The 16,190-nt window shown below is 45.6% G+C and carries 14 protein-coding genes; 13 read left to right on the top strand and 1 reads right to left on the bottom strand.

Annotated elements, in window-relative coordinates; genetic code table 11:
* The first annotated feature begins 53 nt into the window (after positions 1–53).
* The 11 genes from DXB44_RS12955 to glmM all read left to right on the top strand — a co-directional run bounded on the left by DXB44_RS12955 (position 54) and on the right by glmM (position 13,184).
* Positions 54–1,310, top strand: coding sequence for a hypothetical protein (locus DXB44_RS12955; RefSeq protein WP_118658979.1), 1,257 nt, complete (start codon positions 54–56; stop codon positions 1,308–1,310).
* An 18-nt stretch (positions 1,311–1,328) separates the two neighbouring features.
* Complete coding sequence (locus tag DXB44_RS12950) at positions 1,329–2,342, top strand: hemolytic protein HlpA (protein ID WP_097783457.1); 1,014 nt, start codon at positions 1,329–1,331, stop codon at positions 2,340–2,342.
* Complete coding sequence (locus tag DXB44_RS12945) at positions 2,335–3,582, top strand: hypothetical protein (protein ID WP_097783458.1); 1,248 nt, start codon at positions 2,335–2,337, stop codon at positions 3,580–3,582. The genes DXB44_RS12950 and DXB44_RS12945 overlap by 8 nt, the downstream gene beginning before the upstream one ends.
* A gap of 91 nt (positions 3,583–3,673) precedes the next feature.
* Positions 3,674–4,720, top strand: a complete 1,047-nt coding sequence (locus DXB44_RS12940; protein WP_097783459.1) for a polysaccharide biosynthesis protein — start codon at positions 3,674–3,676, stop codon at positions 4,718–4,720.
* Positions 4,713–5,279 carry a lipid carrier--UDP-N-acetylgalactosaminyltransferase gene (locus DXB44_RS12935; protein ID WP_097783460.1) on the top strand — a complete coding sequence of 189 codons (567 nt, stop codon included), beginning with the start codon at positions 4,713–4,715 and terminating at the stop codon, positions 5,277–5,279. Before DXB44_RS12940 ends, DXB44_RS12935 begins: the two co-directional genes overlap by 8 nt.
* A 12-nt stretch (positions 5,280–5,291) precedes the next feature.
* Positions 5,292–6,488: an NAD-dependent epimerase/dehydratase family protein gene (locus DXB44_RS12930; RefSeq protein WP_118658978.1), complete on the top strand. Its 1,197-nt coding sequence runs from the start codon at positions 5,292–5,294 to the stop codon at positions 6,486–6,488.
* Positions 6,489–6,520: 32 nt separating this feature from the next.
* Positions 6,521–7,708 carry a UDP-N-acetyl glucosamine 2-epimerase gene (locus DXB44_RS12925; protein WP_118658977.1) on the top strand — a complete coding sequence of 396 codons (1,188 nt, stop codon included), beginning with the start codon at positions 6,521–6,523 and terminating at the stop codon, positions 7,706–7,708.
* An 11-nt stretch (positions 7,709–7,719) separates the two neighbouring features.
* The gene (locus tag DXB44_RS12920) at positions 7,720–8,751 is read left to right on the top strand and encodes an NAD-dependent epimerase/dehydratase family protein (protein ID WP_097783463.1); all 1,032 of its coding nucleotides are present in this window, start codon (positions 7,720–7,722) and stop codon (positions 8,749–8,751) included.
* A 17-nt stretch (positions 8,752–8,768) separates the two neighbouring features.
* On the top strand, positions 8,769–10,001 hold the full coding sequence (locus DXB44_RS12915) for a nucleotide sugar dehydrogenase (RefSeq protein ID WP_118658976.1): 1,233 nt from the start codon (positions 8,769–8,771) through the stop codon (positions 9,999–10,001).
* A 212-nt stretch (positions 10,002–10,213) separates the two neighbouring features.
* Positions 10,214–11,656, top strand: coding sequence for an oligosaccharide flippase family protein (locus tag DXB44_RS12910; RefSeq protein ID WP_005927299.1), 1,443 nt, complete (start codon positions 10,214–10,216; stop codon positions 11,654–11,656).
* A gap of 142 nt (positions 11,657–11,798) precedes the next feature.
* Positions 11,799–13,184, top strand: coding sequence for a phosphoglucosamine mutase (glmM, locus tag DXB44_RS12905; protein ID WP_118658975.1), 1,386 nt, complete (start codon positions 11,799–11,801; stop codon positions 13,182–13,184).
* A gap of 55 nt (positions 13,185–13,239) precedes the next feature.
* Here glmM and DXB44_RS12900 read toward each other — a convergent pair whose 3' ends face one another.
* Entirely contained in the window at positions 13,240–13,611 is a 372-nt protein-coding gene (locus tag DXB44_RS12900; RefSeq protein WP_005927304.1) for a hypothetical protein, read from the bottom strand.
* A 256-nt stretch (positions 13,612–13,867) separates the two neighbouring features.
* On the opposite strand from DXB44_RS12900, the gene DXB44_RS12895 reads away from it, so the two are divergent.
* A complete protein-coding gene (locus DXB44_RS12895; protein WP_005927306.1) occupies positions 13,868–15,601 on the top strand; it encodes an AAA family ATPase in 1,734 nt (577 codons plus the stop codon).
* 75 nt (positions 15,602–15,676) lie between these two features.
* Positions 15,677–16,024, top strand: coding sequence for a hypothetical protein (locus tag DXB44_RS12890; RefSeq protein WP_005927309.1), 348 nt, complete (start codon positions 15,677–15,679; stop codon positions 16,022–16,024).
* Positions 16,025–16,190: the final 166 nt, after the last annotated feature.

Raw genomic sequence — 16,190 nt, 5'->3', positions numbered from 1 at the left:
GCTGTATGATAAAGAAAGTACACTTTGTACTGCTTAATGGAGAAAGATACATTATGGAAAAGTGTCCTAGAGTGTTGATCGTGAACGCTCAAAGTATGTATAAGAAGAATGCGACTGGAATAACGCTGCAAAGCATATGGAGCGGATGGGATGCAGATTGCCTTTTTGAAGTGTATTCGGATCCGGTGGTAATGGATCAATGTAATCAAAGGATTAAGAGCTATTGTATTCCTCCTAGCTATATAATTCGATTTTCAAGAGGGAAAGTAGCTCAATCAATCAACAGCAATATAAAAGCCGCGAGCACACAGCAGAGTAGCAACAATAAGATCAAGTCCTATCTTCGTCAATTCGCAGTTTGCACACTTGATAGCATCTCGGTAAAATTGGATAAATCTACGATTGATGCTATCAGGGATTTTCACCCGCAGGTGATTTATACGTTGGGAGCCAGCGTTTCAATAATGCGTTTGGTGAATCAGCTGTCTATGCAGCTGAATATTCCAGTTATAATGCACTTCATGGACAATTGGGCAGAACACATTCAATGGGAAGATAACCCGCTGTTATCACTGTACAAATCCAGCTTAAAAAAGAAAATGCTGGCGTGTATAAAGCGGTGCAAGCTAGTGGTAACGATTAGTTCTAGTATGGCTGAGGCCTACCATGAGAAATTCCAGAAAGAAACGCTGGTTCTGATGAACACCGTTGATTTATCAAAATTCAAGGGTCCGGCCTCAAAGCCCACTGGAATCACCCATTTTGTCTATGCAGGTGGATTGCACCTAGACCGATGGAAAGCGTTAAAAGAAATTGCTGAGGCAATTAAGAAAACAGACGGGAAGGGTATACTGGATATTTTTACCTCAAAAGACAGTATAGAGTTATATCATTCCAATTTTAAGATGCTTCCTGTTGCTTTCCATGAAGCGGTGCCCCATGAACATATTAACGAAGTATATCAAAAAGCAGATGTCCTTGTGCATACAGAAGTTCAAAGTGAAAAAATGAAGGGCTTTTTCAAATATTCGATTTCCACCAAAATCCCGGAATATCTGGCAACGGAAAAACCAATTTTGTTTTATGGACCACAGGATATGAAGCTGTTCGAGTACCTCTTACAAAATCGAGTAGCTCTAATGGCGAGTGCGAAAGAGGAACTACAGTGTTGTGTAAATCGTTTGGTGTCGGATGAAGACTTTACAGAAATGTGTGAGAACGCACGGTGTCTGGCTGAGAAAAATCATTGCGCAAGTGAAAATCAGATAAAACTGTACAATGCAATTGAAACGGTTCTATTAAATTCATGATAAAAATGAGAGGTTAAGATGGAACAATTTAATATTCCAGTCGTGCTATTCTGCTTCAAGCGAACTGACACGACTAAACGAGTGCTAGAAGCTATTCGTAAAGTACAGCCGAGGAAAATGTACATACTTGCGGATCAGGGAAGGACTGCACAAGAAAAAGAAATGGCAGCAGCTTGCCGTAACATGGTTGAATCTGAAATTGATTGGCCCTGTGAAGTGATTAAAAACTATGCAACGGAAAACAGGGGCGTTTATAAAAATATTGGCTTGGGTGCTAAATGGGTATTTGAACGTGAGCCTGAGGCTATATTTTTAGAGGATGATTGTTTGCCCGATATTACATTCTTTTCATACTGTAAACAACTGCTTGAACGCTATCGTGAAAATGAAAAAGTTTTATGGGTTTGTGGTACAAATTACCTCGGCGAGTATCATAATGCAAATCAGGATGACTACATGTTTACCTCACATCTATTGCCTTGTGGATGGGCCTCTTGGTCAAAGAAGTTTCTGAAGTACTATGACGCAGAATTCAATTTGTACACTCCCGAGTATCTCAAGATTGCTCAAAAAACATATGATGTTCCAGCACTGTTTAGGCAGCAAAAACGAAGCATAGAGTCGGAAATAAATGCGTTCAAAAGACGCGGAGTGCCGACATCCTGGGACTTCCAGATGATTCTCTCTTTGCGAGCAAATGGCATGTACGGTATAAGTCCTTCAGGGAATCTGATTCGAAACATTGGAGCCGACGAAAACTCCACTCACGGTGGAACATCCTTGAATAAAGTGATGACAAAACGTTTTTGTGAGGTGCCGCTGCATTCGGTTCCGGTGCAATTAAAATATGTGGATGAGATATGTGTAGACCCGGAGTATGAGAGAAAAATATCGAAGATAATTCTCTATCCACTGAATATGCGAATTGAATTTTTTGCCAAAAGGAATATCGGAGCTTTGATACGAAAAGCTTTCCGTATCGACCCTGATATCCGAATCAGTGATTGGATTGGAGCTAAATTTCATGCCTAAAAAAATCCTTCGGCCAAAACTGGATGAGATTGTGTCCAATATGTGGTGCCTGTACGGAATTTTTATGGTGGTGTATTGTAGCGGACACTACCACATGGTAACGAGTTCCAGTGTGGCATTGTATATGATGCTCCCATTTGCATGTGTATCATTATTGATGTATGTGCGCCAGAATGGATTGAAATTGCCTAAGCACAGTGGGTTATTTTTGCTATTCTGTATATTTACGGCAGCAGTTTCGATGCTGGCGAATTTTCCTTCGGAAACCATTTATTCTCTTGTCTCTGTCATCGTGTTATTTTTTACAGCATTTGCGATTTCGGAACAGATTGAATGGAATAGGTTTCAAAAAATATACGGAGATGTAATGCTGGTTATAAGCGTAATATCTCTAGTGCTTTATCTTGCAGTCAATGTTGCCAAAATACAAATACCATTTTCTCATGAATGCTTTATTGGAACCGAGTCGTATACAGGCAATTATATATTTGCGTATCGGACGATTTACAGCATAAGAAATCAGGGACTTTTTTGGGAGCCAGGTCTTTTTGCAGCCTATCTAATTCTGGCATTAGTTCTTCACATCCTGTACGAAAGTAAGATTTCTATCGTGAGGGTTATTGTGATCACGTTCACTATTTTTACGACACAGTCTTCTGCAGGAATTATACTTCTGATAATAGTTGTACTGTTGCTGATTTTGAGGAATTCAGGAGAAATGGGAAAGATAAAACAGGGCATGATTGTGTGTCTTGGAACAGGAATCTGCTTTTTGGGATTAAGTCAGAATGAATACTTAAGTGCAAAATGGTTGGGAGGAATACAAGGTGCAATAGATAAGATTTCAGGTCAGAGTGTAAATGTTGTGAGTAGACAGAATAGCCCGCTCATAAATTTGAAAATTTTTTCTAACTATCCTATCTTTGGTGCAGGTTACCAAAATGCAACGAATATTTACGTTAATTTGAGAAATAGCTTGGGGACGGTAGATTCACAAACATCAACAACGACCTATCATCTTGCGGCGATTGGAATTGCGGGAATAGTATTTTCAATTGTTGTCTTGATTGGTATTTTACATTTAAAAAAATTTAACCTTGCTTCCCGCATTCTGTTACTGGTTTTATTTTTTTCGCTGATCAATGTCGAACCATACAGTGGATTACTTATTTACTACATTCTATTGTTCTACTTGGTCAAGCAATTCGATATCCCTACGATATCTCTAAATGAGGGGTGATGGCTTCAAAGTATATAGAATTACTCGATGAATATGAATTTACCAAAAATGATAAAAAGATACTAAAACAATATTTTAGGAGGAAATAAAAATGTCTGATTTTAACAATGCAACCCTTATGATCACTGGTGGTACTGGTTCTTTTGGTTCTACCGTTCTGAAGCACTTCCTGGACTCTGACTTGAAGGAAATCCGTATCTTCTCTCGTGACGAAAAAAAGCAGGATGACATGCGCCATGAGCTTCAGGCCAAGCATCCGGAGAATGCCAAGAAGGTCAAGTTTTACATCGGTGACGTCCGCAATCCGCAGTCCATCCGTGACGCTATGCCCGGCGTTGACTACATCTTCCACGCTGCCGCTTTAAAGCAGGTTCCTTCCTGCGAGTTCTTCCCCATGCAGGCTGTCCAGACCAACATCATAGGCACGGACAACGTCCTGCACGCCGCCATTGATGCCGGTGTAAAGCGTGTCGTCTGCCTGTCCACCGACAAGGCAGCCTACCCCATTAACGCTATGGGCATCTCCAAGGCCATGATGGAGCATGTCATTTATGCCAATGCCCGTGTAGCTGCTGAGCGTGGTGGCACTACCATCTGCTGCACCCGTTACGGCAACGTGATGTGCAGCCGTGGTTCCGTCATTCCGCTGTTCATTGACCAGATCAAGGCTGGCAATCCCATCACCATTACCGACCCCAATATGACCCGCTTCCTAATGAACCTGGACGAGGCGGTAGATCTGGTCTTGTTCGCTTTCCAACATGCAAATCCTGGTGATTTGTTCATCCAGAAGTCTGATGCTTCCACCATCGGCGATTTGGCAAAGGCCGTCCAGCAGCTGTTCGGCGATACCGGTACGAACATCATCGGCACTCGTCACGGCGAGAAGCTGTTCGAGACTCTGATGACCCGTGAGGAGCGTCTGCGCAGCCAGGATATGGGCCATTATTTCCGTGTTGCTGCGGATAACCGTGACCTGAACTACGATAAGTTTGTCGTCAACGGCGAGGTACATACTATGGCAGACGAGTCCTACACCAGCCATAACACTACCCGTCTGGATGTGGAAGGCACTGTTAAGAAGATCCTGACCACCGAATATGTCCAGAACGCACTGAAGGGCATCCCGAATGTCTAAAGAAAAGTTGCTGCTGGTTGGTGCCGGCGGCTTTGGGCGCATAGTGGTGGAGCAGGCGATGCTCCAATATGACTGTGCCTTTGTGGATGATGGGCAACCTGTGGGCACTGACATCTGTGGCATTCCGGTGGTTGGCAGTCTTGCTGATTTGCCGGAGCTGCGGAAGGAGTACGGCTTGCTGGTGGTGGGTATCGGCAACAATCGGTTCCGGGCACAGGTGTATGAGAAGGCGAAAGTCCTTGGCTTTGCTTTTCCCAATATCGTTGCGCCCAGCGCCTACATTAGTCCGTACGCAAAGTTGGGCTGTGGCTGCGTGGTGCTACAAAATGCCTGTGTCCAGAATGGTGCATCTGTTGGTAACGGCGTTCTGTTAAATGCCGGAACAGAAGTCCACTGTGATGCAGCGGTAGGGGACTACGCCCTGATTTACACCAACAGCGTCATTCGCACTGGTGCGACTGTGGGCAACTTTACCCGCATCGGCAGCAACTGCACCATCTGCAATAACGCAACTGTGCCGGATGGCGCAGATATTCCGGACTGCACCGCAGTACATTAAAGAGGTGATAGGATGAACATTCTAGTCACAGGTGCCAAGGGCATGGTGGGAACCGCCCTGTGCAACAACCTGAAAAACATCCGAGATGGGAAAAATAAGACCCGCCCGGCGCTGAATATTGAAGAAATCTACGAGTATGACCTGAATTCCACCCCAGAAGAGCTGGACGGGTACTGCCGGAAAGCAGACTTTGTATTCAATCTGGCTGGTGTGAATCGCCCGGAAAACCCGGAAGACTTCATGAAGGGCAATTTCGGCTTTGCATCCGACCTGCTGAATTGCCTGAAAAAGCACAACAATAAGGCAACCATCATGTTGTCCTCTTCCATTCAGGCCACGCTGGCAGGTCGGTTTGGCAACAGCGAGTACGGCCGCAGCAAAAAGGCTGGCGAGGAACTGTTCTTCCAGTATGCTCAGGAGACGGGGGCAAAGGTTGCAGTCTACCGCTTCGTCAACCTGATGGGTCACAGCCGCCCCAAGTACAATAGTGCCGTCAGCACCTTCTGCTGGGCGGTCGCCAATGACGAGCCCTTCACTGTCAACGACCGCAGTACCGAGTTGGAACTGCTGTACATCGACGATTTGGTAGAGGGAATGTTTGACCTGCTGGAAGGCAAGGAGCAGCACTGTGAATTTGACGGTGTGGAGACTGTTCTGAAAGCAGACGGTCGCTACTGCTGCGTTCCCGTGACCCACAAGGTTACGCTGGGGGAAATTGTGGATCTGCTGCAGGAGTTCAAGACACAGCCGACTACGCTCATGATGCCCAAGATGCCGGATGGCTCCTTTGCTAAGAAACTGTACTCCCTGTACCTGACCTATCTTCCCACGGACAAGTTTAAGTACGCCCTTAAGATGAACGTGGACAACCGTGGTTCCTTTGCCGAGCTGGTACACACCGCCGATTGCGGGCAGGTGAGCATCAACATCAGCCGTCCCGGAATCACCAAGGGGCAGCACTGGCACAACTCCAAGTGGGAGCTGTTCATTGTGGTCGCCGGTCACGGCTTGATTCAGGAACGGAATATCAACACCGGGGAAACGGTGGAGTTTGAGGTTTCCGGGGATAAGATCGAGGCTGTCCACATGATTCCCGGCTGGACTCACAATATCATCAATCTGTCTGAAACAGAGAATCTGGTGACAGTGATGACCTGCAACGAAATCTTCAACCCGAACCACCCGGACACCTTCTTCGAGCCGGTGTGAGAGAAGCTGCTGGTTGACGTTAGGAGATTTTTATGGAACACAATTTTACATGGAAAAATGATGGGCGCACCAAGGTCATGATTGGCTGCGGCACCCGTCCGGAAATCATTCGGCTGGCTGCTGTCATCAAGCGCTGCCGGGAATACTTTGACTGCTGCGTGGTCTATTACAATCAGAACTGGGACAGAAACCTCTCCACCGTTTTCTGGGAGGATTTTGAACTGAAAAACACATTCGGAGAGTATGGTCCGGACATTCTGGTGCCCGTGGTTGGCGAGAATCTGGGTGTGACCTGCGGTAATATTCTGGGACGTAGCTATGAGCTTCTGTCTGAGTTGCAACCGGAGGGCTATCTGGTGCTGGGCGATACCAACTCCTGCCTGTCTGCCATCTCTGCCAAGCGGCTGCACATCCCCCTGTTTCACATGGAGGCTGGCAACCGCTGCAAGGATGAGTGCCTGCCCGAGGAAACCAACCGTCGCATCGTGGATGTGATCTCTGACGTGAATATGTGCTATTCCGAGTTCGCCCGGAAGTATCTGGCGGATACCGGCCTGCCCAAGGAGCGCACCTACCAGACCGGCTCTCCCATGGCGGAGGTGCTGCACATGAATCTGGAGAAGATCCAGAAAAGCGACGTGCTGGAGCGTCTGGGGCTGGAGAAGGATAAATATATTCTGCTGTCTGCCCACCGGGAGGAGAACATCGACTCTGAAAAGAACTTCCTGAGCCTGTTCACCGCTATCAACGCACTGGCAGAAAAGTACAATATGCCCATTCTCTACTCCTGCCATCCTCGCAGCAAGCACCGTCTGGAAAAGAGCGGCTTCCAGCTGGACCCTCGTGTCCGGGTCAACGAGCCGCTGGGCTTTAACGACTATAACAAGCTGCAAATGAACGCTCTGGCAATCGTCTCCGACTCCGGCACTCTGCCAGAGGAGAGCAGCTTCTATCTGTCCATCGGTCACCCCATCGCCGCCGTGTGCATCCGCACCAGTACGGAACGCCCTGAGGCGCTGGAAGCCGGTGATTTCATCCTAGCTGGCATCACTACCCGGGAACTGCTCAACGCCACCGATATGGCGATTGAAATGAAGAAGAAGGGCGTCCTGGGCAAGCCCTGCCCCGATTATGTGGACGAGACCGTGTCCATGAAGGTGGTTCGCATCATTCAGGGTTATGTAAATGTCGTTAATAAGATGGTGTGGAGAAAAGGGTAAGGGTGATAAAAATGGGTAAAACAGTATTCATTACCGGTGCATCCGGTTTTATCGGCTCCAACCTTGCCAAACGTATCCTGACCACTGAGCCGGATACCAAGGTCATTGGTCTGGACAACATGAACGATTATTATGACGTCCGCATCAAGGAGGCTCGTCTGGCGGAGCTTCAGAAGTTCGAGAACTACACCTTTATCAAGGGTAACCTTGCGGATAAGGCACTTATCAACAGCATTTTTGAGCAGTACCATCCGGATATTGTGGTTAATCTGGGTGCTCAGGCTGGTGTTCGCTACTCCATCACAAACCCGGATGCCTACATCGAGAGCAACATGATTGGCTTCTACAACATTCTGGAGGCCTGCCGCCATTATCCCGTGGAGCATTTGGTGTATGCATCTTCCAGCTCTGTCTACGGCAGCAACAAGAAGGTGCCCTACTCCACCGATGACAAGGTGGACAATCCGGTTTCTCTGTATGCGGCTACCAAGAAGTCCAACGAGCTGATGGCACACGCTTACTCCAAACTCTACAATATCCCCTCTACTGGTCTGCGGTTCTTCACGGTCTATGGCCCTGCTGGTCGTCCGGATATGGCATATTTTGGCTTTACCAATAAGCTGGTGAACGGCGAAACTATCAAAATCTTCAACTACGGCAACTGCAAGCGGGACTTTACTTATGTGGATGACATCGTGGAAGGCGTTGTCCGTGTGATGGCGAAAGCTCCTGAAAAGAAGAATGGCGAGGATGGTTTGCCCATTCCGCCCTATGCAGTCTACAATATCGGCAACTCCAACCCGGAGAACCTGCTGGACTTTGTGCAGATCCTGTCGGAGGAGCTGGTGCGTGCCGGTGTACTCCCTGCGGACTATGACTTTGAGGCTCACAAGGAGCTGGTTCCCATGCAGCCCGGTGACGTGCCTGTGACCTTTGCTGACACTGAGCCGTTGGAGCGTGACTTCGGTTTTAAGCCCCATACCCCACTGCGTGAAGGCCTGCGGAAGTTTGCTGAGTGGTATAAAGAGTTCTATATGGAATAAGAAGAGAGGGGAAGACTATGAAAATCGCAGTTGCAGGTACTGGCTATGTCGGTTTGTCTATTGCCACGCTGTTGTCCCAGCACCATGAGGTCATGGCAGTGGACATTATCCCGGAGAAGGTTGACCTCATCAATCATAAGAAGTCCCCAATTCAGGACGAGTACATTGAAAAGTATCTGGCAGAAAAGAACTTAAATCTGACTGCCACGCTGGATGCTGAAGCTGCCTATAAGGATGCGGATTTTGTAGTTATTGCAGCACCTACTAACTATGACAGCAAGAAAAACTTCTTTGATACTTCTGCAGTAGAAGCTGTCATCAAGCTGGTGATCCAGTATAATCCTGATGCCATCATGGTCATCAAGTCCACGATTCCGGTCGGATTCACGGCTTCTGTGCGTGAAAAGTACCACTGCGACAACATCATTTTCAGCCCGGAGTTCCTGCGGGAGTCTAAAGCTCTGTACGACAATCTGTACCCGAGCCGTATCATTGTGGGTACTGATGTGGATAACGCTCGCCTGGTGAAGGCTGCCAACACCTTTGCAGGCCTGCTCCAGGAAGGTGCAATCAAGGAGAATATCGACACCCTGATCATGGGCTTTACGGAAGCCGAGGCTGTTAAGTTGTTTGCCAACACTTATCTGGCTCTGCGTGTCAGCTATTTCAACGAGCTGGATACCTATGCGGAGATGAAGGGACTGAATACGCAGCAAATTATCAAGGGTGTGTGCCTTGATCCTCGTATTGGTGATCAGTACAACAACCCAAGCTTTGGCTACGGCGGTTACTGCTTGCCCAAGGACACCAAGCAGCTTCTGGCCAATTACGCTGATGTGCCGGAGAACCTGATTGAAGCAATCGTGGAGTCTAACCGTACCCGAAAAGACTACATTGCTGACCGTGTGCTGGAGATCGCTGGCGCATATGAAGCGAACGAGGCTTATGATCCTAGCAAGGAACACAATGTGGTGGTTGGTGTATATCGCCTGACCATGAAGTCGAACTCCGATAACTTCCGTCAGTCTTCCATTCAGGGCGTTATGAAGCGCATCAAGGCAAAGGGCGCAACGGTCATCATCTATGAGCCGACGCTGGAGAATGGTTCTACCTTCTTTGGCAGTGAAGTCGTGAATGATCTGGCGGAATTCAAGAAGCGCAGTCAAGCCATTATTGCCAACCGCTACGATAGCTGTTTGGACGATGTTCAGGAGAAAGTATACACGCGCGATCTGTTTCGCAGAGACTAGTTTAGCGCTGAGGCATCTTAGTCGGCATGTACTATTAAATTTGCAGAAAAATGGTTTTTGCAGACAAAGCGAAAGTTGATTTCCTCATTTCCACATATATTTTCCTACTATAAAACCAGCATTTCAAGGTTGTACTTGCTTGACGAATTAAGATGGCATGAAGGAAGGAATAATCCAAAATCTCCGAAATGACCTGAAGGAGTACATTTTATATGGTGGATATTAAACGAAAACTTCAAAAGATGTCAGAGAGTGCGAAGTCGGCGATTGTCTATACACTGTCTACAGTCTTTTCAAGAGGATTGGCGATTATAACAGTTCCAATCTTCACCAGACTGATGACAACAGATCAAATTGGCGAAGTTAACCTGTACAATTCATGGTATTCCCTGATAAGTGTTGTTACAACGCTCTCGTTGACATCGGGTGGCTATTCAGTGGCAATGAAGGAGTATCCGGATAAGAGAGACCAGTACCAATCTTCTGTGCTGTCACTGACATCTTTGATTGCTCTTATTATTGCCATCATATATTTTATTACTCCTGATTTTTGGAGTAGATTGTTGGGACTGCCAAATGGATTGATGGTTTTGATGTTGATTGGATTCCTAGTGGCCCCGGCTCGTGATTTTTGGCTGGCACGTCAAAGATACGAATATAAATATAAGTTATCAGGATGCGTAACGATAGGATCTGCGATATTGGCATCAGTATTGTCAGTTGTTGCAGTGCTTGGCGCAAATAGCGTTGGACATGAGAATATTGCAGAGGTACGACTTTACGCAAACTATCTCGTTGTATATGGTGTGGCTGCAGTAATTTGGGTGTGCCTGTTTTGGAAGGGAAAGACACTGTACAATAAAGAATATTGGAAGTTGTCTTTATCTCTAAGCATTCCGCTTATTGGATATTCAATAGCCGCACAAATTCTAAGTGTATCTGACCGAATGATGATTAGTCAGATGGTAAATAATAGTGCAGTTGGAATTTATAGTACCTTGTATACAGTGAGTTCGCTGTCCTTGATGCTTTGGCAGGCAATTCACGCTTCTTTTGTTCCGTATCTATTTCAGAATATAGAGAGCAATGTAAAAGGTATAAAGAGGATATCGTCTCAAATTATGCTTTTGTATGCAGTGATGGCAGTGATGATGACCTATATGGCACCGGAAATTGTTAGAATACTCGCAACAGAAGAATATTATGAGGCTATCTATATTATGCCGCCGATTGCTGCGGGAGTCTTCTTCACGGCATTTGCCAATATTTATTCGGATATAGCTGTGTACTACAAGAAAACACAGTATGTGATGTATCCGGCAGTGATTGCAGCTGTGGCAAATCTTGTGTTAAACTACATCTTTATCAATGCCTATGGATATATGGCTGCGGCATATACAACGCTGTTCTCTTATATTCTGATGGCACTCTTCCAAGGAATTTGGGCTAGAAAATTGTGCAAAGAGAATGGTATTGCGGAATCTTCTGTTTTTGAAGATAGAAAACTAATATTACTCGCATGTGTAACAACGGTTCTGTGTTTGCTTGGTATAGCTTTGTATAATTTCTATATTATCCGGTATTTGATTATTGTACTTATGGCAGTGCTGAGTATAGTTTTTTATAAGAAATACAAAACAGCCAAGAAAAACTGATGTAAAATAGGCCATGTGTCCTCAAGCACATGGCTGTGCTGCTCATATATGCTACCTCTCCGTGGTGAGCAGTAGGCAACGGATCTCTATCCGGCTAAAGCATGTGATTGTCAATTCACTCTTTGGATGAGGAAAAACTATAATGGGAAAGTATTTTGGAACCGATGGCTTCCGTGGCGAAGCTGGAATTACATTAACGGCAGATCATGCCTATAAGGTAGGCCGCTTCTTAGGCTGGTACTATAACGCTTTGCGTGAGCGCAACGGCAACAACGAGCCTGCACGCATTGTAATCGGCAAGGACACCCGCCGTAGCTCTTATATGTTCGAGTACAGTCTGGTCGCTGGCCTGACCGCCTCCGGCGCAGACTCTTACCTGCTGCACGTCACGACCACCCCGTCTGTGGCGTACATTGCTCGTGTAGACGACTTCGACTGTGGCATCATGATCTCTGCCAGCCACAACCCCTATTACGATAACGGCATCAAGCTGATCGACTGCTATGGCGAGAAGATGCCCGAGGAGATTTTACTGTTGGTGGAGGACTACATCGACGGCAAGCTCCATGTGTTCGACAAGGACTGGCCGGAGCTGCCTTTCGCTCACCGGGAACACATTGGCTGCACGGTGGACTATGTGTCCGGCCGCAACCGCTATATGGGCTACCTGATCAGCCTCGGTATCTACTCTTTCAAGGGTGTCAAGGTTGGTCTGGACTGCGCCAACGGTGCAAGCTGGAATATCGCTAAGTCTGTTTTTGACGCTCTGGGCGCAGATACCTACGTCATCAACAACAAGCCCAACGGTACGAATATCAATAACAATGCTGGATCTACTCACATTGAGGGCTTGCAGAAGTTCGTGGTAGAGAAGGGTCTGGATGTTGGTTTCGCCTATGACGGCGATGCTGATCGTTGCCTGTGTGTGGATGAAAAGGGTAATGTGATCACTGGCGACCATATCCTGTACATCTACGGCTGCTACATGAAGGAGCGCGGCAAGCTGCTGACCAATACTGTCGTTACCACGGTCATGTCCAACTTTGGTCTGTATAAGGCTTTTGATGAGAAGGGTATTGGCTACGCTAAGACCGCTGTGGGCGACAAGTATGTTTACGAGTATATGGCTAAGAACGGCTGCCGTATCGGCGGTGAGCAGAGTGGTCATATCATCTTCTCCAAGTACGCCAGCACCGGTGATGGTATCCTGACCAGCCTGAAGATGATGGAGGTCATGCTGGCAAAGAAGCTGCCCATGAGCAAGCTGGCTGAGCCCCTGAAGATCTACCCGCAGGTGTTGGAGAATGTTCGTGTGACCGATAAAAAGGCTGCACAGGACGACGAAGCAGTGCAGGCAGCAGTCAAGGCCGTAGCCGAGGCACTGGGTGACACTGGCCGTATCCTTGTCCGTGAATCTGGTACGGAGCCTGTTGTGCGTGTGATGGTGGAAGCCCCTGACCATGATACCTGCCAGAAGTATGTGTCTCAGGTTGTAGAAACCATTAAGAGCAGAGGCTACGGAGTTTAATTCACAGAGCATCTCGGTGGTGTTCTCGCTTTCGGAAAAGGTGGCTTAGTCATCATCAAAACCATTCCACCCCTATAAAAATCTCCTCAGCATCCTCCAATTTTGACCAATCAAGGTATTGCCCACATCGATGGCAGTACCCTTGGTATTCTCGCTCTATGCAGACATCGCACGGACAGACGGAGAATATGTTTTCATCTCGATAAATGCGTACTGCGGTTACCGTTCTGGGTAGACGGTATGTAGGGGAGAGCAACAGATCAATGATGATGTGGGCAAGAGTTGGTTTTGTTGGACACTCCATCCATTCCTCATCGTCAAAATCTGAATCATCCTCTTGTGGGTCAGCATCAATCGCATGCAGATAAGTGCTGATTTTCGAGGAAATAGTTTTAAGGATAGCAGATTTCTTGAGCAATGTTTTCATTATAATCACCTCCGCATTTAAGCATAGATGATTATTTGACTGCGGTGTTGTATTTTGGCTTGCTACCCTTGAAAAACACCAGTTTTTAGTATAGTATAGTATAGTATAAGGCTGTGGGAAGGTTCTCACAGCTTTGCCGCTCGAAACTTTGCACACCTCTACGCGGTGGGCGGCAGGCAACACATGAGAATGTGGCTGAGATGCAATGATAATCATAACGCATATATATGGATGCGCAAGATCTTCCGGAGGATCTATGAGACTGAAAAGCGTTGAAGTAGAGAACTTTAGAGCAATAAAAAAATGCTCGATACGTTTTAATGAGCTGACTGCATTGGTTGGCGAAAACAATTCGGGAAAGACAGCAATCCTTAGGGCGTTAAACAGTGTGTTCAATTATGAATATGAGGAAAATGATTTTATTAATGGAGCACATCGCTATGCACCGAGGACAGTCACAAAAATCAAGGTGCATTTTTGCGACTTGCCGGCAGAAGACTTTTATCGCGAAATATCTGGTGAGGATCATGAACTTCACTTAAGGTTTATATATAATTATAGCAAGTCGAGTGGAGGCCGGAAACTTTATGTGGAAGTGAATGGTGAGAAGAAAAACTTAGAGCCGGACAAATTAGGAAAAATAAAGCAAGACATTGATTTTATTTATATACCAGCTAATCGTAGTTCTAGAGACATTGAATGGGATGAGCACACGGTTTTTTCAAGGCTAGTGATGCATTATCTCGACGATTACACAAGGAATAGTGATAGACTTTCTCCGAAGGTAATTGAAGCAGGAGATAAAATCATAGATAGGGTTCTTCCGCAACTCGCAAGAGATCTTACAGCTCTTAATATGTGCGAGGATGTTGGAAAGTATCAATTTAATTTCAAACAATCAATAGATTATAGGATTTTTTTGGATAAACTAGGACTTGAAATTATTAATCCGGAAGAAACGCAGTCCTTGCCAGTATCAGAATACGGAAGTGGAATAAAAAGTCTTACTGTTATAGCATTGCATAGAATGCTTGCACAATTGGGCAACACTTCGATTGTGCTTGGAATAGAAGAACCGGAAACTAATCTCCACCCGCAAGCGCAAAGAATGTTGATTAACTCTTTGAAAACAGGAAGACAAACCTGTGAAACTCAGGCTATATTTGCAACACATAGCACAGTAATTGTTGATGCCTTGGATCATGATGATATTGTGCTGGTACGAAAAGTTAGAGATGAAAATCGGGGTTCACATTCTGAAGCAAAGCAACTTCCAACAACATTTTGGGAAGATCATGATATACAAGAGTTAAAGCATTATAATTTCTTCAGATATCGTAACAGTGATTTTTTCTTCGCAAGGTATGTGATATTGACAGAAAGCACGACGGATGCACAGGTTATTGAGAAACTGTTGAATCAGGGAAATACCAACAAACTATATTATGTTAGCATAGTGAATCTAGATGGAGTCAAGAACATTCGATATCCGTTTTTTCTTTTGCACGATTTAGGAATTCCTTTCTGCGCCGTTGTTGATAAAGATTTTTTTACGACATATAAACATGGTAGCCTAGATGCAAGTCGAAATGGAAATAACTACTTGCCTGAGTATAGCGGAGAAGTGTCAAACAATAAAGTGATTCAGTTCTTGTTTGACACTGATGAAAAAAAGGATGAACTAAAGAATTACTTGGGAAAGTCCTATTCGCAGTTTTTTGAGTATGTTAAAAGATACGGATTGCTTTCCATGCAGTACTGTTTGGAAATGGATCTTGTTGCAAATGAAAAAACAAGAAATGCATACTATAATCAATATAATCTTCAAGGGGATGCACGAACAAATAAGGCTCTACTTATGGATAGGAAAAAGACAATTAAAGATCCAACAAATTTGTTGCCTGTTGTGGATTCGGTTGCGCCGAGAGATTATCCTATCAGCTTGAAGAAAATAAGGCATGAACTTTCTGAGAGAATAGCAAAGCTGTAATGCATATTGTACTTGGACTTATACCGTGCTATACTAACATCAAATCTTACATAATCTTATCGGAGGCATCATCCTATGCCCAGAACCAAAGGCGGCAAGAACCGTGTTACCGCATCTACCGACTTCGATGCTCAAATCGCAAAGTTGCAGAAAGACAAGGCGACGCTCGAAGAAGGTCTTTCCAAGACTGTCGCCCAGATTGAAGAGCTAAAGACCGACATAAAGTCCTTGCGTGAAAATCTAAAGCCGCAGAAGGCGGAAATCAAGCAGACTGAAAAGAAAATCGCAAAGCTGGAGGCCAAGAAGGCTGCCGCTGAGGCGAAGGCTGCCGAGGCTGCTAAAAAGGTTGAAGCCGAAGCTGTGCTGAAAAAGCTGCTGGCGTCCGGCATGACGGCGGATGAGATACTTGAAAAGCTGAAATAAAGCAATACACCGTGTGGACTGAACATCTGGAAGTTTGCACGGTGTATTTGGAGTGCGTCATATAGTTTGTGACGGAAATAAAAGAAATGGAGTGTACGAAAATGAAGTTATCAAACCCCTAAAATGCCCTAAAATGAAAAAGTAATTGCAACCAAAGACAGAGAAA

The organism is Faecalibacterium sp. OM04-11BH, from assembly GCF_003482185.1.
Lineage (GTDB): Bacteria > Bacillota > Clostridia > Oscillospirales > Ruminococcaceae > Faecalibacterium > Faecalibacterium tardum.
Note: the sequence above shows the minus strand (reverse complement) of the source record. Positions and strands in the feature narration are given on the sequence as shown.

Bases quoted from the DNA above. Each gene is read 5' to 3' on its own strand.
- glmM (WP_118658975.1), top strand. From the start codon at position 11,799: ATGGGAAAGTATTTTGGAACCGATGGCTTCCGTGGCGAAGCTGGAATT.
- DXB44_RS12890 (WP_005927309.1), top strand. From the start codon at position 15,677: ATGCCCAGAACCAAAGGCGGCAAGAACCGTGTTACCGCATCTACCGAC.
- DXB44_RS12940 (WP_097783459.1), top strand. From the start codon at position 3,674: ATGTCTGATTTTAACAATGCAACCCTTATGATCACTGGTGGTACTGGT.
- DXB44_RS12915 (WP_118658976.1), top strand. From the start codon at position 8,769: ATGAAAATCGCAGTTGCAGGTACTGGCTATGTCGGTTTGTCTATTGCC.
- DXB44_RS12930 (WP_118658978.1), top strand. From the start codon at position 5,292: ATGAACATTCTAGTCACAGGTGCCAAGGGCATGGTGGGAACCGCCCTG.
- DXB44_RS12920 (WP_097783463.1), top strand. From the start codon at position 7,720: ATGGGTAAAACAGTATTCATTACCGGTGCATCCGGTTTTATCGGCTCC.
- DXB44_RS12925 (WP_118658977.1), top strand. From the start codon at position 6,521: ATGGAACACAATTTTACATGGAAAAATGATGGGCGCACCAAGGTCATG.
- DXB44_RS12950 (WP_097783457.1), top strand. From the start codon at position 1,329: ATGGAACAATTTAATATTCCAGTCGTGCTATTCTGCTTCAAGCGAACT.
- DXB44_RS12955 (WP_118658979.1), top strand. From the start codon at position 54: ATGGAAAAGTGTCCTAGAGTGTTGATCGTGAACGCTCAAAGTATGTAT.
- DXB44_RS12935 (WP_097783460.1), top strand. From the start codon at position 4,713: ATGTCTAAAGAAAAGTTGCTGCTGGTTGGTGCCGGCGGCTTTGGGCGC.
- DXB44_RS12910 (WP_005927299.1), top strand. From the start codon at position 10,214: ATGGTGGATATTAAACGAAAACTTCAAAAGATGTCAGAGAGTGCGAAG.
- DXB44_RS12900 (WP_005927304.1), bottom strand. From the start codon at position 13,611: ATGAAAACATTGCTCAAGAAATCTGCTATCCTTAAAACTATTTCCTCG.
- DXB44_RS12945 (WP_097783458.1), top strand. From the start codon at position 2,335: ATGCCTAAAAAAATCCTTCGGCCAAAACTGGATGAGATTGTGTCCAAT.
- DXB44_RS12895 (WP_005927306.1), top strand. From the start codon at position 13,868: ATGAGACTGAAAAGCGTTGAAGTAGAGAACTTTAGAGCAATAAAAAAA.